Here is a 19,730-nt window from a genome sequence, read left to right on the forward strand (position 1 = left end):
ATCCACAACGAACGGCGCCGCCTGCTCCCACACCGCCGCGTGCAGCGCGCTCAGCGCCGTGATGACGCCCGGCCCCGAGAACTGCACCGCCCCGGCCCCGGAGTCCTCCGGGTCCACCGGCAGCAGCGCGGCCCTGTCGTCGAACAGCACCATGCGGATCGGCAGCACGGGCGCGGTCCGCACCTGTCCACCCGACTCGGTCAGCCACTGGGCGTACCGGAAGGTGTCCTGGTCGTTGCGCACCGAGTCCTGGTACAGCGTGCGCATCTCCACCCCGCGTGCCAGCAGCGCGGCATCCAGCGGCCGGGACGCCGCGAGCTGGGCCGCCGGCTGGGCGCCACCCGGGTGGAAGGACAGCAGCCGCCGGATGCACGTACGGGCCAGCCGCTCCAGCCGGTCCTGCACCTGCTCGATCGAGGACAGCTCCTCGTAGCGGTGCCCGGTGCCGGCCGCCGCGGCCTCGGCCTCCAGGATCTGCAGCGCGGCCGCCTGTCCGGCGGCGAACTCCTCCTGGGCGCGACGGACCTCCTCCTCGCGGCGGGCCAGCAGGATTTGGACGCCGACATCGAGCCCCACCGGCCGCAGCACCGACGCATCGGAGAACCTGGGACGCAGCAGCCCCAGTTCGGTCAGCCGGTCCAGTGCCGCGTGCACCTGCGAGTCCGTCCCGGCCACCTGAGCGGCGATCTCAGCCACGCCCCAGTCCGGCTGATCGAGAAGGGCGCGGTAGACGGCCTCGGCCGTGACGTCGATACCAAGCGCGGACAGCACAGAATCCCCCATCTGTGGTGTACGTCGCGCCCATCAGTGATCTTTTCACACCGTGCAGGTTGCTGCCCAGCCGATTCCTGCCAGGCGATGCCTCTACAGCCCGGTGGCAAAGGGGGACAGGGTGGCCGCTATGCGCATTCCCGTGGTCACCATCACCGACACGGACCGGGCCGGGGCGCCGCCGCTGGGCCTAACGGACATCCTGTGGGCCTCGGCCCGCCCCAGGGACGGCATCGAGCACATCCATGTCTCCCCCGGCCCCGGAAACGCGGTGATCACCTACTTTCTACGGGCCGCCGACGACCGTTCGGCTGTCACCACGGCCCACCAGGTGACGGACCGGGCGCTCGGTCAGGCTCCGGCACTGCGGGGCTGGCGGCGGGAGCCGGGGCGTTGACACCGGAGGCGCCGGGCGAGGCTCAGTGGCGGGAGAAGCCACCGTCGACGCAGGGGGCAAGCCCTGCGCGCACTCGCCGTCGCCTCCTACGACCCCCACCAGGCCGACGACGAAATCGACCTGGCCACCAGCTCCTCGCCAACCTTGACCTGCGCGCCACCACGATCAACGCGGCCATCGCGCTCTGATCCGCGACGCCGGCACTCCCGCGCTCGACGACCGCATTCACACCCTGCGCACCGAGCTCGACATCGCCGGCCTCACCTCCATGACCCCCACCCTCGAACGCGCCGCGGCGTTCCACCAGGCCGTCCTCGACGACCACGACGCACTCGCCGCCACCCTTTCCCGGTTGCGCGAACAGACCCAGAACGGGGACTACGCCTACTACATCGACATCGTCTCCTTCATGGCCGGCCTCCCCCTCCCCGCCGACCACACGACGCTGCAATGGCTGGACAGCGAACAAGCCACCCGCACCCGATGGCGCACCCTCGTCACCAGCCCGCCCTCCAGCCTGCGGAGGCGCAGCTCGCCTCCACACGGTCGCGACGAACTCCCTGGTCATGGGCGATCTGGTGGTGCCAGCTTGAAGCCCGCAGCCATACGCCATCCTCACACCGAGCCAACCGACGCCTGCGATCACAGTACGGGACGGGTCAGGGGGTTTCTTGGCATCGGCCTTTATGGAAACTTTACCCGGTTGGACTGTCTAGTATGTGACGCTCGGTGAGTATTTGACACACGTGAGCCCGAACAAAGGGTTCCGCTTGCGTCTGAAGATCCCTTTTGTAATTCATTGACGCGCACCTGATGCAGTGCCGTAGGGTCTGCTCGCTGATCATTGGCAGCACAGGGGGAGGGAAAAGTGTTCCGTGTCGTTTTTGTGCAGTGCTGGGCAATTCACACGTCGGCGCTGCGACGGGATCTGCTCAACTGGCCGTCAGATCTGGAACTGGGCTCAGTCTGCTGCTGAGTTTGAAGCCCGTACAGGCATCGGCACTTCGCGTTCATACATGAAGCGAGACGTGTCAGGAATTGCAGCCTGACCAGCGATCGGCGCGGACAGCTAAATTCTGATTCCGCGAGGCGGGAAGCAATCCTCAGTGTCTGGTGGAGAACCCCGTGTCTCGTTGCAAGGGCTTGCTCGGAGCAAGGCTGTTCTGGTTAATCGCACTGGTAAAACGATGTGCTGCGGTGGCCGCAGCCGCGTCGCTGCGTGAATAAGTAAGGGACAAGAGTGATCAGTAAGGGAATGTACCGCTCGACTGCCGTGCTTGCGCTGGGTGTTGTGCTTTTGACCACGGTCAGCGGCTGTGGTTCGCCCGCCACTTCGGAGCAGCGCCCAGGAGATAACCTGGCGGCACCCCATGTATCACCTAGTGTCATTCCCTCTCTTTCTTCAACAGCGTCGATTTCGCTGCCCATCGAGGACTACCTACTGAAGAACGACGAGCATTCGCAGATTCTCTACGCGTCAAAACTTCTCGTGCGGCAATGTATGGCACGTTTTGGTTTCGATTACGCTGTCGGCACGTCGTGGAAATCGCCCGCAGACCCCAAGGGTGACGCAGCAAACATGATCCGTCGTTATGGGGTATCCGAAAGCGAAACTGCTGCACGCTACGGTTATCATCCCGCCGCCGGTACGATACCGGCGGCACCCGCAAACACGCAGCCGATGAGCGATGCCGAATCGAACGTGTTCCTTGGCGACACGTCGCGGCCCGGTAGCAGCGGTCCGGCTCCGAAAAGCTACAAGGGGCAGGAGATCCCCCCTCATGGGTGTTCCGGAGAGGCGGAGCGGAAACTTGGCAAGGGATTGCAGGAACGGCTTCCCGAGAATATCAATGACGCCAGTTTCCAGCAGTCCATGTCCACGCCCCAGGTGACCGCGGCGTTCCATTCCTGGTCCACCTGCATGAAGAAGCATGGCTACAGCTTTCAGACTCCTTTGGAGCCGCTCAGGGGCCGGTTGGCCGACTCACCTTCGGCCGCTGAGATCCAGATGGCGAAGACCGACGTGGCGTGCAAGCAGAAGACGAACCTCATCGGCACCTGGGTCGCGGTGGAGTCGGCCATCCAGAAAGAGTTGATTGAGAAGAACCAGGAAGCCCTCACTCAGATGCGTGCCACCGCGCAGAAAACCCTCGACCGATCCGCAAAGGTCATCGCCGGGAGCTCGGTCTCGTGAAGCGCTCACGGACGCATTCCCGCGAGTCGGCGGACGAGTTGGCTGAGGTGACTGGCGGCTCTCGGCTGGACCGTCATCGCCGCTGGACTGTGGTGACCGCCTGTTGCGCGGCTGTGCTGTCGGCCGGCGGCATGTTTGCGGCTCAGTGGGTCCAGTCACCTGCGGAAGCTGCCGCGCGTACCCAGGCGCCCAGACCCAGCGTCATCACCGCCCCTGTCGTGCGCCAGGTCCTGCAGAACACCGTGGTTTTCCGCGGAACCTTCTCCAACGGACGGACCATTTCTGTCACGCCCACGAGTGTCGCCGCCACTGGAAACGGATCGCAGCCTACCGCGCTGCTGGTGACCGGGGTCTTCGTCCACAGTGGCCAGAGCATCAAGGCGGGAAGGCCGCTCGTGGAGTACGACGAGCGGCCTGTCTTCGCACTGCCGGGGACGCTGCCGATGTACCGCGATCTGACCATCGGTGAGAAGGGGAAGGACGTTGCCCAGTTGCAGAAGGGACTTCGTTCTCTTGGCTGGCCGACGGGCTCCGACCCGTCCGGCACCTTCGGGTCCGGCACGGCAGCCGCGGTGCGGCACATGTATACCGCCATGGGCTACTCGGTGCCGCTGACCACCTCCGCCAACACCAGCACTGCCGACTCCACTTCCGGCGCATCCGGCACTGCCGATGCCGACGCGGCCGCGGTGCAGCCCAGTGGTGACATCCGGAAGAGCCGCTCATCGGACGCGCCCCGCCCCACCGTGCCGGAGCCGACGGTGATGCTGCCCGCTTCGGAAGCCGTCTTCGTGCCCTCCCTGCCGGCCAGGGTCGTCTCCGTACCCGTGCAAGTGGGTGACACGGTCAAGGGCCCAGTGATCACGCTGGCCCGCGGAGACATGACACTCACTGGCTTCCTCGACCCCTCCGAACGGCGCCTGATCGGAACCGGCATGAAGGCGGACGTCTTGGCTGAGGCGACCGGTGTCCAGGCCACGGGCGTTGTTGATTCCGTGGGCGCCGTCGTGGTTCCCGGATCCGGGGCCGATAAGACGATGCCCGACAGCGGCACCACGACTCCGCAGAACGGCAGCGCGTACGTACCGGTGAGGATCAAAAGCAGCGGAAGGTGGGACAAGAAGTTCGCCGACCAGGATGTCCGAATCACCATCACGGCTGCAGCGACGTCCGGCGCTGTGACCGCGGTGCCGGAGGCTGCGGTCTCGGCAGGGGCAGACGCTCGCACCACCGTGACGGTGGTAACCGCGTCGGGCACGCAGCTCGTGGTGCCGGTGACCGTGGGAGTCTCAGCTGACGGACTGGTGCAGGTCACACCCGTTGGCGGCCATACGCTCCGTGCTGGAGATCGTGTGGTGGTGGGAAGATGACCTCCCCGCCGCCGGTTCCTGTCCTGGAGCTGCAGGGCGTCTCCAAGACATATCCCGGCTCGCCGCCCGTCACCGCCCTACTTCCGGCTGATCTACGTGTCGACAGCGGTGAGTTCTTGGCTGTGGTGGGCCCATCCGGGTCCGGCAAGTCGACCCTCCTCAACATCCTCGGAATGCTGGACCATCCCACCAGCGGCAACTACCAGCTCTCCGGGATCGACGTGGCGTCCCTGACCGAGCGCGAGCGTGCTGCCCTGCGCGGGCGCAGGGTGGGATTTGTCTTCCAGGCCTTCCACTTGCTGCCCCACCGCACAGCGTTGGAGAACGTCGCTCTCGCTCAGCTCTACGTCACCGGGCACGGCGAACCGCGTCGCGCGAACGCGGCGCGCGCCTTGCGCCGCGTAGGACTGGGCCATCGGCTGGACGTCATGCCGTCCCGCCTGTCGGGCGGCGAGAGGCAGCGGGTGGCCATCGCGCGTGCCGTCGTCAACTCGCCAGACATACTGCTGTGCGATGAGCCCACGGGGAACCTGGACTCGGCGACAGCCCGCTCCGTGATGGACCTCCTGGCGGAGCTCAATAGGGCCGGCGCCACCATCGTCATCATCACTCACGACCCCGCGGTGGCAGAGCGGGCTCGGCGCCAGGTCACCATCCGAGACGGCCACCTGAGTGAGCTGGCGCCGGCCGGCGGGTCGGCGCCGGGAGCCGCGGGAGGCCTCTGGTGAGCCGGCGCTCACCCCGCGAGGTGGCTCCCACCCGGTTCACCTGGCGTGACCTCGCCGCAGAGGCTCTGGCGGGAATTGTGCAACGGCCGGTGCGCTCTGTGCTGACCATGCTCGGAACCGTCCTGGGCGTCGGTTCCTTCGTAGCTGTCCTGGGACTGACCTCCACCGCCGCCGGCCAGATCGGTGCCTCCTTCAGCATGCTGCAGAACACCACGGTGACTGTCGATGACACCGGACCCGGCACGGCCAGCTCCGGAACGCAGCAGGACCCCGTCATGGACTTCCCGCTCGACACCGACGTTCGCCTGAAGCGACTCAACGGCGTCGTGGACGGCGGAGTGTGGTGGAACGTTCCGCTGCGTAACCCGACCGTGTCCGCGCGCCCGGACGTCACGGCCTCCTCGTCCGAAGCCGCAGACGGAGCCCGCAGCGGCCTGCACGTCCTCGCGGCCTCCCCTGGGGCGCTCCATGCCATGCAGCCGACGCTGTCTTCGGGAGTACTGTTCAACGACTTCCACCAGCAGCGTAAGGAACGCGTCTGTCTGCTCGGAAGCAGCGTTGCCCGACTGCTGAGGGTCACTCAGGTCGAGAACCGGCCGGCCGTGTTCATCAACGGAGCCGCGTACACCGTGCTGGGCGTGGTCGCTGACACGCAGCGTCTGCCCCAGAGCCTGCTCTCGGTCATCATCCCCGCGGACACGGCACTGGACGCCTACGGCGCTCCGGTGGACGACCCGGCCCAGGCACTCATCCGTACCCGGACCGGGGCGGCCGCGCTCATCGCCAAGCAGGCCCCCCTCGCCCTGCGGCCCGACCATCCCGGACTGCTCCGCGCCGTCCCGCCCGTCGATCCCCACGCACTACGCGACCAGGTCTCCACGGACATGTCCGGGCTCTTTCTGATCCTGGCCGCGATCTGCCTGGTCGTAGGGGCGGTCGGCATCGCCAACACCACACTCGTGGCTGTGCTGGAACGCACGGGAGAGATCGGTCTACGCAGGGCGCTGGGGGCCCGTCGCCGGCACATCACCGCCCAGTTCATCACCGAGTCCACCGCATTGGGTGCGCTCGGCGGGCTGACGGGCACGGTGACTGGCGTCGCGGTCGTCGTCGGCACGTCTCTCGCCCGCAACTGGACGGCTGTCCTGGAGCCGTACACCGTCTTGCCCGCACCGCTCATCGGTGTGGTCATCGGGTTCCTCGCCGGTCTCTATCCCGCCCTGCGAGCCGCACGGATCGAACCACTTGAGGCTCTCCGCCACTGAGCCGCCAGCACGCCACACCAGCCAACGACGAACACGGCAAGCGGGGGAGACATGGGGAAGCTACTTACCAGCCAGGCCCAGGTTGGCGCCGTCCCGCAGATCATCCAGCCCCTGGGCGATGACGGCCGCCGGGGCAAGGCACGCGTGACGGGTGCCCGCCGCGGTGGGACCGGTCGCACATCCCAGTTGGTCATATTGCTGAGCCGCCGTTTGAAGTCTTCGTGCGGTCGAAGTCAGGGTCGCAAAACCGGCGCGCCCGTCGATTTCACGCAGAGCCAGGCCTGCGGCACCGGACGTGGCGTCGGCCGCCGCCTGGCACTTGGCAGTGAACAGCTTGGACGACGACGTCGAGCAAGGGGAGTGCACACCGGACCCGAACTCCTCCTCCACCGCCGATATGCGGCGCTCGACGGCGCTCTTGACCTCCTCGGCAGCCAACGCCTTGGGGGATTGAGCCGGAACGGACTCCCGCGACGACGTGGGCGAGGTGACCGAGGGGCGCGGAGAGGACCCGCCATCGGAATTATCACACCCCGTAATAATTGCTGTCGCAATGCCCATTACGGCAACCAGGCGCAGCGCGTCCCATTTCATGTTCGCCTCCGTCTCGAAGAGCCAGCTCACCAATGCCGAACTGTAACGCATCGTCGTTGCAGTGCCGAAAATCCGACCGGCACTCTCATTGTGCCGGACGAAAACTCTTGACGTGCACATGCAAGTATGCCATTTTGTGTGCGTCGAGTGGACATGGAACGGAAAACCACGGAAAGGAATGCCTTGCGTACTCGAATTGCCTTCAGCGCGGTTGTCTTGGCCGCGTTTGCACTGCTTGGCGGAGCGCCATCAGCGCAGGCCCGGGGGAACGGGGACACGACAACGTGCGCTCACTACGACGGCACACTCTGCCTTTTCTATAACTCGAACCTGGGAGGGTCTCGCATTGGGATCTATGGCCAGGTTCCGAATTATGCAGTATGGGAACCCGCGTGCAGTTCGCAGGGGTGTCCGCAGTACTACTTTCTGACCAGCGGAAACGGCGAGTCGAAGCCCATGAAGAACGACGCCGCTTCTGTCTACAACGAGGCCAGCTGGGTGTACTGGGTGTACTACAACAGCGGCTACAGCGGCCCGCGCGATCAGTGGGACCCAGAAGGATACGGGACGTTCTTCGGGAACTTGAGCGCGACGTACAACCAAAACGCCTCACAGCTGGCGAACGCAGACCTGTGACTTTCTGCGTGAATTAACAGTAGCGAATCGTGAGGGTCGGATTCGCCGCTGTTGCTGACGTGAGCCAGCTCCGGCCGCGGCTGATATGCGCCCACCCATGATGCGACCTGCGCACAGCGGAAGAGGCACCTGCAGCGGTGCCGTCCATGTCTATTCCCATTCCGCAGGCGCCGCAGATCGGCATCGGCCGGCTGGTATCCCCCGAAAGGACAAAACAACACATCATGCGCTATCGGTCACGGCAGAGACGGAGGAGACGGTCATCCGCTGTGGTTGTCGCCGCAGCAACCGCGTTGATCGCTTCTACCTTCGCCACCAGCGCCGCAGAGGCGGCTATACCGAAACCGCCCAAGAATTCGGCACCACATGAGAACACCGCACACAAGAAGAAGCCCACGTCTTCGGCTGTCCCGCTGAAGGACCGTGACACGGTTCTCGGGAAGGGATGGAAGGCCTCCGCTGACCGGGCGGTGACTACGGCCGCCGACAGCGACGGATTCCATCTCCTTGTCGCCGACAGTACAACTGGCTACGCCTGGAAGACAGTTACGGTGCTGAGCGAACCTCAGCTTCCGGCCGACACATGGATCGGCAACAGCTGCGTCATGGATGACCACCACGCGGCCGTCGCCTACGCTCCCCGCACCTTCACCAACAAGCCGGACCTGATGATGGGCGGCGGGTTTACGGCGATCGTGAACCTGGACGACGGCAGCGTCACCAAACTGCCGTTCACCGCGTCGCTGGCGTACTTCGACCCGACGTGCAACCCGGCCACGCACACCGCTGTCTTCACCGCGCTCCGCGACACCAAGACGCGTCTGGTCACGGTGAGCACGAAGGGCGCCACTGTCGCGGACACCACGGCGAAGGGCGAGATCACCTCTGCCGTGCCCACCAAGGACGGTGTGGTCGCCGCCGCCGGAAACCGGCTCGTCCACGTCGACCGCAAGGGCAGGACGGCCAAGCTCACCGCCACGAAGCATGCTCCGTACGGCATCCGTGTGACAGGTGACGGCACGATCAGCTATGTCGACCGGACCGGTGACACCGACGCAAACGTACAGACGTACGCGCACGGCAAGAAGATGACCGTGGCGAGCGGCAGGCTCACCGCGATGAACCTGCGCCAGGGCACGGACGGTACGGTCTACCTCACCGGCAAGGCCAGCCACGGCAAGGGCTTCGCGGCCAGCGGCATCAAGGCGCTGGACGTCTCACCCGACGCGGATGTCTCCACCCGCGGACGCCTGGCCGTCGACCCGGTCGTCTCCCCGGCCGTGCAGGCAGGTGTCGCCCGCATCGAAAACGCTGGGCGTGGCTTCACCAAGTCCACGAGCAAGGAACCGGCAGCCGAGGTGACGCCCGGCCGCACCAGCCATGCGCTGACCATCACCAGCATGGTGCCGGGCACGGGCAAGCAAACGAAGCAGACGGCCGCCGAGCCCGGCAGCACCGCAGGCGGCAAGCCGTCGCCGGCGCTCACTGGCTCCTCGAAGCCACAGATGTCGACGATGAGCATGCTGACCACGTCCACCGACGATCCGCGGGCTCACGATCCGGTCGACACGGACGCCTGGTGCTCCGTTCCTCGTAACGACGTCGGCACCCAGGCCCTCCAGCCGACCCCGAACCAGGTCGAATGGGCCGTGGACATGGCCGTCAAGGGCAACCTGCGCTCCGGCTACCTCACCCAGGGCGGCTGGCGCTCGCAGACCGGGCTCGGCACCATCGACCCGCAGGGCCTGTTCAAGAAGCCCGACCTGATCACCGGCGGAAACATCCCGGCGCAGATCGAGTTGGGCATCCTGGCCCAGGAATCCAACCTGTGGCAGGCCGAATCCGGCTCCATCCCCGGGCAGATGGGCAGCCCGCTCGCGGCCGTCGACGGCTACTACGGACACCAGAGCGGCGGCACGCTCGCCGACTACTGGACCATCAACTGGAACAAGTCGGACTGCGGCTACGGTGTCGGCCAGGTCACCGACGGTATGCGCAAGGCCGGATACGAGAAGCCGGGCGAAACGTCCCTCCCGGTCAGCACGCAGCGCGCGATCGCTATCGACTACGCCACCAACATCGCCGCCTCGCTCTACATCCTCGCCGACAAGTGGAACGAGGTCCACCAGGCCGACCAGACGATCACGGTGAATAACGACAACCCGGCGAAGCCCGAGAACTGGTTCACCGCCGTGTGGAACTACAACCTCGGCTTCAACAAGAAGGCGGACGCGGGAACCAACGGCAACTGGGGCCTTGGCTGGTACAACAACCCCGCCAACCCCGTCTATCCCGCCTCCCGCAACGCGTTCATGAACACCGACATCGACCCGCTCGCCGCCAAGGACGCTGCCAAGCCTCAGCAGTGGCCGTACGAGGAGAAGGTGATGGGCTGGTCCGCCTGGTCCATCGACACCGGCTTCTCCTACGCCACCTCCGGCCGGCAGGACTGGCCGGGCGAGTCCGGTTTCTCCTCCGCCGGCTTCCGCCCCGCCTACTGGAACGGAGCGGACCTGCCCTATTACGTTCAAGGCAGCGCGCGCTACAACCGGGCCCACGTCTCGCCGCCGCTCGACACGTTCTGCAACACGAAGAACAACTGCGACACGGCCAACCCGCCCCACTGCCCCGACGCCGGCTGCTACGCCCAGTACTGGTGGCACGAGTCCAACGCCACCTGGAAGTCCGACTGTGCCACCACCTGCGGCTTCGAGAACATCAAGTACCAGAGCCTGATCAACGAGCCTGGCCGCGGCTACCGGCTCCAGCACGGCACACCCGTCTGCTCCGGTGCACCCTCAGGTGCGAAGGTCGTCCCTTCCGTCCCGGCAGGCACCAACACCTGGAGCGACTGCGGCACCACCACATCAGACGGCTCGTTCCAGTTCACCTTCTACCCCGACCCGTACGCGACCGGCCCGGGCCTGGGACAGTACGACGCCAAGGCGGACCTGCACCAGATCGGCGGCGGCTACCAGGGACACTTCTGGTACACCCACGAACGCGACGCCGACCACCTGGGCGGCGACGGCGGGCGCATGACCATCCTCGGTGACTGGAAGCTGAACTCGGCCATCCCCGGCAGCCAAGCCAAGGTCTACGTGCACATCCCCGACACTGGCGCGCAGACCTCCGACGCCACGTACACGGTCATTACACCGTTCGGCCCCAAGACCGAGATCATCGACCAGAACTCCCAGAGCAACAGCTGGGTTCTCCTCGGCGCCTACAACTTCAAGGACCAAGCGCCGGAGGTGCAGCTGTCAAACTCCGGTCCTCCCCCGAACGGTGCCGACAAGGACGTGGCCTACGACGCTGTCGCGTTCGTTCCCGGCGACTACAGCGGTATGCCAACCGACCTGACCTTCCACGATCCCGACCTCAACGCCGCGCAGCCCCCGGACGTCACCACCCCCACCGACCTCAGCATGAGCGTCATCAACGGAACCGGACCGGCCGGACCCTCCGCCACCTCCGCCGCCTCGGTCAAGGCGATCTCCACGGAACGACCGGACGGCTTCGTCTCCTGGTGCAACGACGAGCCCTTCAACCTCAAGCAACAGTGGATCAATCGAACGGAAGCCTGCCTCAAGGACCACGTCACTGTACTCATCGTCAATCAGGACCAGGCCATCATCGGCACCATGGAGTTCGACCTGCAGGCCGAAATCAAGGCCTACTACAACTCCGCGATATCAAACGCCCTGCTGAAACTCGTTCCTACGGCCGCCACCGGGGTGGGCGCCACAGCACCCGTCACCATCACCTCGTCCGGCACATGCTCCATCGACTGCACCACCACCAAGCAGATCTGGAACACGCCCGCGACCTGGGACTGGGCAGCGGGAGATCGACACGTCGGAGAAATCCAGATGGGTCTGACCTGGGGACAGTCCCGTTCAGTGGACGTCCTCGGCATGGCATGGGACCTCGGAGCCCTCGTTGCCGACGTTCCCTCCGACAACGCCGTCGCCATCAGCACCGACGGGTACTCCGAACTGCGCTGCGACACCACAGTCAGGACCACACCCGGCTGTATCTTCGACCACTACAAGCCGACGTACGTCATGAATTCCCAGAAGTTTCCGGCGGCAGCAGCTCATGCATGGCTGGTCCAGCACATGCTTCCTGACCACTTCGGGCTCAAGGGTCAAGGTGATCCGCTGACCTATCTCGGCGACGACGTGATGTCTCCGGTGAGGCCGGATATGACACAGAGCGATTACAATCGAGATGTCATAATGTGTCCGACCTCCTTCGAGCGTAACCAGGACGCCACGCTTTCACCCGAACTCGCCTCCAGCGGGACCGATACATCGAGCTGTGACGAGTTCGCCTTTGCCAAGACGTACCAGAGTGCCGGCACGCCCCCGTCTCTGGGCGGCACCAATCCTGTCGGCTCCGGTGACGAATGCCTTCAGACCTACGCAAAGAAGGACGATGACGGTCTGTGGCGACTCCATGTCGACCTGCGCTACCCCCTCCCAACGTGGAAGGAACACTGCGGTCGCTCCAGCATGTCCAACAATCAGAACACCCAGTCCATGGCCTTGTTCCCTGACTTCCGACTGAAGAACCGGATCATTGACCATGACGACTACTGGCTTGATGTAGCCAAGCCGAACTGATCCTGACAGCGAAGAGATCCGGTGAGGCCGCATTCCGCCTCACCGGATCTATCCTGTCGACCGTCAACTCGACCAGGCAATCCGTCCATCGGCGACGAAGAATCGCTTGTACTCCATGGACGTACCGGGAGCCTCACCCCTCTCCAGCAAATCAGCAAAGGGACGGAGAAAATCAGTGAGCGACGGCAAGTAAGAGCTCGGGTAGTCGCCCTCTCTGAACTTCAGGAGAGGTGACGGATCATAAGAGGTCTGCGCATCCAAGATGATTCCGTAAGGCCCGTCACTTTTCGCCGCAACGGGGATCCACCACGGCTTCCAGTAGTCGTCATCCTGGATATCTCCAGCGATATGCAGGTAATCAGCATACTGATCAGCTATTTCCTGACAGCCAAGGAACCTCATTCCGTCGGGGAAGATCACGGAGTCGCGGTGAGGACGGAGGGCGATTCCCCCGCCGGGAAGGGACTCCCGTACATCCTTTGCGGTGCTTCCGTTGTTCACACGTAGCCACGCCTCAAGAGCTTGCGGGATTTCGCATCTCAGACGCCGCTTCAGGGTCGCGATCTCCTCGTCCGAAGCCCCTGGCTGAAGCGCCTCCGCGCTGACCGGAGCGTGCTCCCGCAGCCACCCTGCGATGCGCCGCCACGCCGAAACGACTTCGTTCACTTCTGACATAGCATCGAACTCCTTTCTGCTGCATTTTGCCGAAAACACCTATTCTGTCGGGTGAAGCTTCGGCGCAGGAACTCTACGAGATTATTCGCAGCTTCGAATGTTCTACCACGAACCTTCCGCGTTCGCGGTTCCAACCTCATGGCGACCCTCCACAAAGGACTGCCGGCCGAGCCTTGACGTGTCGTCCGCACAGCGGAGAAGCCGGAAAGCCACCTCGGGTGCTGGGTCCGTCGCCCCGTTCACGGAGCAGCCGAGTCCGGCCCGCGGTCATCCGCAGACGCCGGCACAGCCGGGCGGCCGGACGTCCGCCGAGCTCGATCGCGATCGACCGCAGCCAGCCCGGTGCTGGAGCGGCAGTGCCGCTCGGACAGGCCCGGAACCTGCTCAACGAACGTCTTGCGGGCACAGCTCTTCCGGTCGCAGACGTACCGGCGCACCCGCAGCCGGACTACGACCTGGCGAGGACCCAACGGCCGCTCGTCCAGGATGCGTTGGTACGTACTGTGTACGCGCCTCGCCTGCTTCCGGCAGTCCGGGCACCGGCCTCCACCGATTCCGGCACTGCGGATCTTGTCGGGAGCCATGGGGATGGCGATGTCCGCGAAGATCTGCGACAGGTGCTTCGCGGTCCGATGTCGGTGCTCCTGCGCGTCCCCTTCGGCGGCGGCCCACGCTTTCTCCGCGCTGTCAGCCCCCTGGGACGACGCCACCGCCTTCTTCTCCAGTTCGGCGATCTGAACGAGTTCCTGGCGCCGTGCCTTGACCGCTTCCAGCCTCGCCCGCGCCTCACTTTCGGCCGCACGGGCATGAGCTTGCGCTGCCTCGCGCGGAGCGATCTCCTGTGCCCTGTACGCGGAGGCCCGGCCGGCCAGCCGCTGCGCGTCCTGCTCGGCCTTGCGTCTGGCGTCGACCGCCTTCTGCGCGATGCGCTGGGCATCGCGCAGCTCTGAGTCCGCCGCCGTTGCGGCCTGACCACCACGCCCCTGTATGAGATCGAGCCCAGCGAGGGCGACGACGGCACCATGCACCCAGTCGAACAGCTGTGGACGCCCTGCGCCGATGGCGCGGCCGATGACGGGTTCATCGCCCACCGCGGCGCTGGGCCACGCTCGCCGGCGAGAACTGGTCCGAGTCCTTGTCATCGCTGACGTGACCGGACTGAGGCTCGGCGCCGTCGGGGCTACCGGGGTCGCAGGGCGTGGAGATCCGGCAGATGGCGTTCGCCGACGTGGGGCAGGGTGGTCTTCCGTCCTTGGCTATCGCACAGACGTACGCGCTGCCTCGGTGGGGACGAGTCCGTCTCCACGACGATGTCCTGGATGTCGGGCCAGACCCACTTCCGCACCCCGGGTGGTCTACTTGGCGGCCCAGCAGCCCAAATTGTTCCGGTTCCTCTCCGCCGCCCGGCGCGGCGCGTCCGGCGATCCCAGCAGACCGTACGGCAGATACCCGGACCGGACGCCGAGTTCCCACCCATGGACCTGGACGGCGAGGCAGGCCAGGGCGAGGGTGCCGAGGGGGAGGAGGGACCGGGGCGCGGGATCACTCGTATCGGCCTCGACGCTCTCCCGGTACGCGACCAGCCGGGCGACGAGGGCGTCCTCGAAGGCGTGCTGGTCGTCGTCGAGGAGTACGCGGAGCAGCCGCTGGTCCGCGCTCAGCGCGTCGCCGACCTCGTCGAGCCGCCGGGCGGCCTCCGTGCGCTCCCCGGCGTCCGGCTTGCGCAGCGGAACCGTAGGCCAGTCGCGGGGCAGATGCCCGGCCTCCTCGGTGAGATAGGGGCACAGGGCGTCCATGGCGGCGAGGTCGGCGGGGTCGGAGACGGAGGTGTACCGGTTGTAGGGCACGCCGTCACGGATGGCGGGCGCGTAGTCGCCGCGCAGCAGCAGCCCGGTGACCCGCTCCCAGTCCCACACATGCCCGCTGACGACACACATCTCGAACATGTCGAGCCAGGTCCGCGCGGTGGGCGCTTCCTTGACGACGTCCCGGAAGGTGATGGGCCCGTCCCCGAACTCGTCGTCGTCCGGGTCCGTGCTGATCCGCTCCCCGATGAGGGGGAACCGGAGTTCCTGGTCCCCGTTCGGGAAGCACATGATGCTCAGCACTCCGTGCACACACTCCGCGGCAGTGACCGCGACCGTGCCGGTCGCAGCGTCGAGCCCCGGCTCCGTCACCGTTCGCGCGGCGAGATGGTCGAGCAGTTCGTCCGCCATGGCCCGGATCAGCGTCGGCGAGATGCTGCCGTACCGCAGCGAGTGCCACCGTCTGTAGGCCCGCCCGTCGATGTCGTCGAGCGCCTCGGCCAACCGCTGCTCGCCGACCTGATGGCATGTCACAGTCCGCACGTACCCCGCCCCTTCATGAACCCCATGACTGGACGAAGCACGTTATCAACGGGCACTGACAGCACTACTGGGGCCTCGGCGATCCCAAGCTGCTCGACGAGGTAGCCGGCGCTCGCGTGCATTGTTGAGGAACGCCGGCTACGGCATGCCCCCTGCGAGTGACGGTGCCGATCACCGCTGCCACCTGGGCTTCTGTCTCTGCCACCGTCATGAACGAGCGGGGCGGCGGCGCGCCAACCAGGCCGGCGTACCCGGCGGGGGCACCGCTGCTCGAGTGGTTCTCCTTTGCGGCGCCCGGCCGCAAGGTGTCGCCCGCGCGGGACCGTCCCGGGCGACCTCGTCCTCCGCGTCCACCAGCGGCCGTCAAGCCCAGGAATGGCGCAGGCCTGGAATGCTGCCCCTTCACCAGTGCCCGCACCGAGCCCGGCGCCGTACCGGTCACCGCGCTGCGACACCCCGCCGCACCGACGACTGCTGCTGCTGGTATCCCCAGCCCCGACGAAGGCGCTGCCGCGACCTGGGTGGCTCGACCCTCGCGCCGGTACATGCGATGGCCGGTGCCCCTGTGGGGGCACCGCACGAGGTTTGCCCGGCGCTTCAACTGAGTCGTGCCTCAGCGAAAAGCGGCGATGCTCCGGGCGACCCAGTCGTTGAAGGAGCGCGGGGCGCGGCCGACGACTCGTTCCACGTCCGGGCTGATCCGCAGTTCGGCGGGGTTCGGGGCGGCGATGATGTCCAGGGTGTCGTCGGCGAGCTCCGGCGGCACGAACTGGGTCATTGCGGCCTTGGCCTCCTCGCGGGTGAGTTCGTGGAACCGCACCGGCGAGCCGAGCGCGGCGGCGATGGCTTCCGTCTGCTGACGCGGCGTGATCACGTCGGGCCCGGTCAGCTCGAAGACTCCGCCGGTGTGCCGGTCGTCCAGCAGGCAGGCCGCCGCGACCTCGGCGATGTCCGCCGGGTCGACGATCGGAACCCCGACGTCGCCGAAGGGTGCGGCGACCGTCCCTTGCGTACGGACCGACTCCGCCCAGGCCAAGGCGTTGGAGGCGAAGCCGCCCGGTCGCAGGACGGCCCAGTCCAGGCCGGACTCCCTCAACGCTTCCTCCACCGCACGCATCGCGATCCGCGACGGGCCGAGCGGCCTGGTCGCCACGCCCTGCGAAGAGAGCAGGACGGCCCGGCGGACTCCGCTGGCCGCGGCCAGCTCGATGATGTCGGTCGGCCTGGCTTCAGGGGCGTGCAGGTCGCCGGACAGCAGAAGGAACAGCGCCTTCGCCCCGTCCAACGCGGGGGTGAGGCTCTGCGGCTCGGCCAGGTCAGCCGACACGTGCCGGACCCCGTCCGGCACCGCCGCCGCGTGCCGAGACACCGCTGTCACGTGCTCGCCCGCTTCGGCCAGGGCCTGTGTCAAAGGCCGGCCCACATTCCCGGTAGCCCCGGTCACCACGATCATGTTCAGCTCCTAGTCCCGTGTGCGCTGTGGCAGTTGACGCTAGGAGTCGGGCTTACTTTCCGTAAGAACATACCCAGAGGTAAGCTCCTGACATGACGGAAGGCGCGCAGCCGACGCAGGTCGAGGCGAGCAAACCGTATGAGGTGTTTCACACCGACTGCCCTGCGCGCGACGTGGTCGACCACGTGACCAGCAGGTGGGGAATCTGGGTACTGATCTCCTTGCGGAGCAACGACCTTCGGTTTTACGAGCTGCGCGACAGCATCCGGGGCATCAGCGAGAAGATGCTCGCTCAGACACTGCGCGCACTGGTCCAGGACGGCCTGGTCTGGCGGGAGGTCGAGCCCACGACGCCGCCCCAAGTCACCTATGGGCTGACCGAGTTCGGTCAGGACGTCGGCAAGCCGCTGACGGACTTGTTCGACCGGATCACACAGCGGCTTCCACCCAGCGGAACGTCCGCCGAGGAGCGGCTGAGCGCAACAGGTCGAGCGAGCAGCTGACCACCCCAGGCTCTCAACGCCTTCGGAGATCGACGGCGCGCTCGCCCTCATGGACACCATGACCGTGGACAAGCTGGAGGGCCCCGAGTTCCGAGACCGCGGCGAAGAAGACGACCGCGAGGAAGACGACGGGCCGCTCACCGCGCAGCGCCTGACAGCGTGTCCGGTGGATCGGTTCCTTGCCCACCGGACACGCCCCGGCACTGCGGAGCCGGACGTGGTCCGGCTTGGCCGCCCCTTTGTCCGGCCTGTGTCCTGCATCCCCCGGCGGGCGGCCCCCGCCACGCCGGGAGGGCCCGCCGCGAGGCTACTCGGGGCGGTTTCGCGTCAGTCGTTGACGCAGACGTTGCCGAACGTCGGGTTCAGCAGGCCGACGATGTCGATGCTGTTGCCGCACGCGTTGATCGGCACATGGACCGGCACCTGGATCACATTGCCGGAGACGACGCCGGGCGAGCCCACCGCTGCGCCTTCGGCGCCGGAGTCGGCGAAGGCGGCCCCGGAGCCCCCGAGGATGGCTGCCGCAGCCAGGGTGCAGGCGGCGACGGTGGTACGGATACGCATGTTCCCTCCCATGGATGGTGGTCTCGAACCGGCGGTGCCAGTCGGCAGGACTGCCAAGGAGCGCCGGCCGCAGGGAAGAAGATCTCCGGGTCCGTCCCGTACAAACGGTTCAGGCACCTGGTTCCACCGAACCGGTGATGACCTCGACTCATGCTGTACAAAGGCTGTACGGCAACGCGGCCGATCACCCCGATCGGGTACGCCGGTATCCGTCGGACATGACGGATGCGGAGTGGGCGGCGATCCGGCTGTTGCTGCCGGTGCCGGCCCTCCCAGGGGCGGGGCGGGCAGCCCGAGGGCCACTGCCACCGCCAGATGCTGGACGCGATCCGCTACCTGGTCGCATCAAGCGGACACAAGTCGTCGGCATGCCTCCCTCATCCCAGGCGAAACCATGCCTGACCAGCGGAGAGCAAGGGATCACGTTCGGTTGGACTACGGCTTCTGAGCTTGGTCATGTGCTGCCGGATGAAGATGCGGGAGGAGAGCATCGGTTCCTTTCCGCAGCTTCGCCTCCGCCGTCGAGACCGGCGCACCTTCTACCGGGCGCGGTGACCGGGGGCCACGTGCGGTGGCAGGCGCCGTCACCGTGCCCCTTCCTTGCGAACCATCGCCCTGGCCCGCGGCATTGGTCAGGAGCTTGCCCAGTGCCGTGAGCTCGTGCCGGACCGCACGGCCGTCACGCACCGTGTCGATCAGTCCGGCTTCGCGGAGGGCAGCCGCGTGGGTAGAGGCCGCGCCCGGGCTGACTGCAAGGTTGGCGGCCAGCTCGCTGGTGCTCAGTGGATCGCTCAGCAGGCGCAGTGTGCGCGCTCGGGTGCTGCCCAGGACCGGAGCGAGCGCGTCCTCACCCAGAGCGGCGGGCAGGAATGGTGTGCCCGGACCGGCCGGATAGACCACCAGCAGTGGCTGATCCTCGTTGTCGCCGACCAGAGTCGCACCGGTCCAATGGAACGTGGGCAGTAGAACCAGGCCACGACCGGCTGCCGCCACGTGCCGCGAATAGGGCGCGTCGACCTCCCAGCAACCGTCGACCAGCCGGGAGCCTGGACACAGTGTGGCCAGCGCGCCGACGACCCCGCGCTCGGCCGCGTCGAGAGCGTAGCGAGCGAGCTCGGCCTTGTGGCCAGCCGTCACTTGGGGCCAGGTCGCGCCGAACGCAGCGTCAAAGGCATCGTTCAGGCCCAGGCACAACCGCTCTCGGGAGGTGACGTCACCGTGGACCAGATCCCTCAGCCAAGGGGGCATGGGGCCCCTCCGCCTGGCCCAAGCTTGTTCGACACCTGCCCGCACCAGGGTGATGGGGGCGGCCCGGACCGCGTCCAGGCCGGTCGCCAGGTCCGTGCTCAGCGGGTCGAGGAATGCCGGACCCATGTATGCGGAGATCAGGTCCCACAGCGGGCGGGTGGTGCCGGGCAGGCGCTGGCGTAATCCGCGCCGCCACCGCCCGAACACCTGCTCCGAATCCGGGCGCAGCAGCATCATCAGTGCGAGCTTGAGCTCGACGAGCGGCGCCGGCTGCGGTGCGAACCGGATCCGAGCCAGGTCTTGTGTCGTCAACTCAATGCGCAACACGCCCAATTCCCCCTGTTTGCAAGCCTTTT

The 19,730-nt window shown here is 66.5% G+C and carries 18 protein-coding genes; 9 read left to right on the forward strand and 9 right to left on the reverse strand.

Annotated features, from left to right (window positions below; translation table 11 throughout):
• On the reverse strand, positions 1-771 hold a 771-nt coding region (locus FB563_RS41190), incomplete at its 3' end, for a TrmB family transcriptional regulator (RefSeq protein WP_142219275.1).
• Positions 772-901: 130 nt separating this feature from the next.
• Here FB563_RS41190 and FB563_RS41195 point away from each other — a divergent pair.
• The 6 genes from FB563_RS41195 (at position 902) to FB563_RS41220 (ending at position 6,725) form a co-directional block, all read left to right on the forward strand.
• Positions 902-1,168, forward strand: a complete 267-nt coding sequence (locus FB563_RS41195) for a hypothetical protein (protein WP_055707099.1) — start codon at positions 902-904, stop codon at positions 1,166-1,168.
• Positions 1,169-1,436: 268 nt separating this feature from the next.
• Entirely contained in the window at positions 1,437-1,901 is a 465-nt protein-coding gene (locus FB563_RS41200) for a hypothetical protein (RefSeq protein WP_142219276.1), read from the forward strand.
• 507 nt (positions 1,902-2,408) lie between these two features.
• Complete coding sequence (locus FB563_RS41205) at positions 2,409-3,362, forward strand: hypothetical protein (RefSeq protein WP_142219277.1); 954 nt, start codon at positions 2,409-2,411, stop codon at positions 3,360-3,362.
• Positions 3,359-4,732, forward strand: coding sequence for a peptidoglycan-binding protein (locus FB563_RS41210; protein WP_107100665.1), 1,374 nt, complete (start codon positions 3,359-3,361; stop codon positions 4,730-4,732). The genes FB563_RS41205 and FB563_RS41210 overlap by 4 nt, the downstream gene beginning before the upstream one ends.
• On the forward strand, positions 4,729-5,460 hold the full coding sequence (locus FB563_RS41215) for an ABC transporter ATP-binding protein (protein ID WP_055707097.1): 732 nt from the start codon (positions 4,729-4,731) through the stop codon (positions 5,458-5,460). Before FB563_RS41210 ends, FB563_RS41215 begins: the two co-directional genes overlap by 4 nt.
• 107 nt (positions 5,461-5,567) lie before the next feature.
• Positions 5,568-6,725, forward strand: coding sequence for an ABC transporter permease (locus FB563_RS41220; protein ID WP_107100666.1), 1,158 nt, complete (start codon positions 5,568-5,570; stop codon positions 6,723-6,725).
• Between the two features lie 60 nt (positions 6,726-6,785).
• On the opposite strand, the gene FB563_RS41225 is transcribed toward FB563_RS41220, so the two are convergent.
• Positions 6,786-7,349, reverse strand: a complete 564-nt coding sequence (locus FB563_RS41225; RefSeq protein WP_142219278.1) for a hypothetical protein — start codon at positions 7,347-7,349, stop codon at positions 6,786-6,788.
• Positions 7,350-7,472: 123 nt separating this feature from the next.
• Here FB563_RS41225 and FB563_RS41230 point away from each other — a divergent pair, with 123 nt between their 5' ends.
• Together FB563_RS41230 and FB563_RS41235 are read left to right on the forward strand one after the other, a co-directional pair.
• Positions 7,473-7,955, forward strand: a complete 483-nt coding sequence (locus tag FB563_RS41230) for a peptidase inhibitor family I36 protein (protein WP_159045539.1) — start codon at positions 7,473-7,475, stop codon at positions 7,953-7,955.
• A gap of 146 nt (positions 7,956-8,101) precedes the next feature.
• On the forward strand, positions 8,102-12,583 hold the full coding sequence (locus FB563_RS41235; protein ID WP_234357804.1) for a golvesin C-terminal-like domain-containing protein: 4,482 nt from the start codon (positions 8,102-8,104) through the stop codon (positions 12,581-12,583).
• A gap of 63 nt (positions 12,584-12,646) precedes the next feature.
• Here FB563_RS41235 and FB563_RS41240 read toward each other — a convergent pair whose 3' ends face one another.
• From FB563_RS41240 to FB563_RS41260, 4 genes are all read right to left on the reverse strand, one after another.
• Entirely contained in the window at positions 12,647-13,258 is a 612-nt protein-coding gene (locus tag FB563_RS41240; protein WP_055707092.1) for an SMI1/KNR4 family protein, read from the reverse strand.
• 239 nt (positions 13,259-13,497) lie between these two features.
• Positions 13,498-14,349, reverse strand: a complete 852-nt coding sequence (locus tag FB563_RS41245) for a hypothetical protein (protein WP_055707091.1) — start codon at positions 14,347-14,349, stop codon at positions 13,498-13,500.
• A 264-nt stretch (positions 14,350-14,613) separates the two neighbouring features.
• On the reverse strand, positions 14,614-15,606 hold the full coding sequence (locus FB563_RS41250) for an immunity 49 family protein (protein WP_055707090.1): 993 nt from the start codon (positions 15,604-15,606) through the stop codon (positions 14,614-14,616).
• Positions 15,607-16,219: 613 nt separating this feature from the next.
• Positions 16,220-17,059: an SDR family oxidoreductase gene (locus FB563_RS41260; RefSeq protein ID WP_055707089.1), complete on the reverse strand. Its 840-nt coding sequence runs from the start codon at positions 17,057-17,059 to the stop codon at positions 16,220-16,222.
• A gap of 92 nt (positions 17,060-17,151) precedes the next feature.
• Here FB563_RS41260 and FB563_RS41265 point away from each other — a divergent pair, with 92 nt between their 5' ends.
• Positions 17,152-17,562: a winged helix-turn-helix transcriptional regulator gene (locus tag FB563_RS41265; protein ID WP_055707088.1), complete on the forward strand. Its 411-nt coding sequence runs from the start codon at positions 17,152-17,154 to the stop codon at positions 17,560-17,562.
• 13 nt (positions 17,563-17,575) lie between these two features.
• On the opposite strand, the gene FB563_RS43390 is transcribed toward FB563_RS41265, so the two are convergent.
• The 3 genes from FB563_RS43390 to FB563_RS41280 all read right to left on the reverse strand — a co-directional run bounded on the left by FB563_RS43390 (position 17,576) and on the right by FB563_RS41280 (position 19,701).
• The gene (locus FB563_RS43390) at positions 17,576-17,749 is read right to left on the reverse strand and encodes a hypothetical protein (protein ID WP_159045538.1); all 174 of its coding nucleotides are present in this window, start codon (positions 17,747-17,749) and stop codon (positions 17,576-17,578) included.
• A gap of 140 nt (positions 17,750-17,889) precedes the next feature.
• Complete coding sequence (locus tag FB563_RS41270; RefSeq protein ID WP_055707087.1) at positions 17,890-18,126, reverse strand: chaplin; 237 nt, start codon at positions 18,124-18,126, stop codon at positions 17,890-17,892.
• 435 nt (positions 18,127-18,561) lie between these two features.
• Positions 18,562-19,701 (reverse strand): ArsR family transcriptional regulator, encoded by a 1,140-nt coding sequence (locus tag FB563_RS41280; RefSeq protein WP_055707086.1) that lies wholly within the window; start codon positions 19,699-19,701, stop codon positions 18,562-18,564.
• Positions 19,702-19,730: the final 29 nt, after the last annotated feature.

Source organism: Streptomyces puniciscabiei (genome assembly GCF_006715785.1).
Taxonomy (GTDB): Bacteria; Actinomycetota; Actinomycetes; order Streptomycetales; family Streptomycetaceae; genus Streptomyces; species Streptomyces puniciscabiei.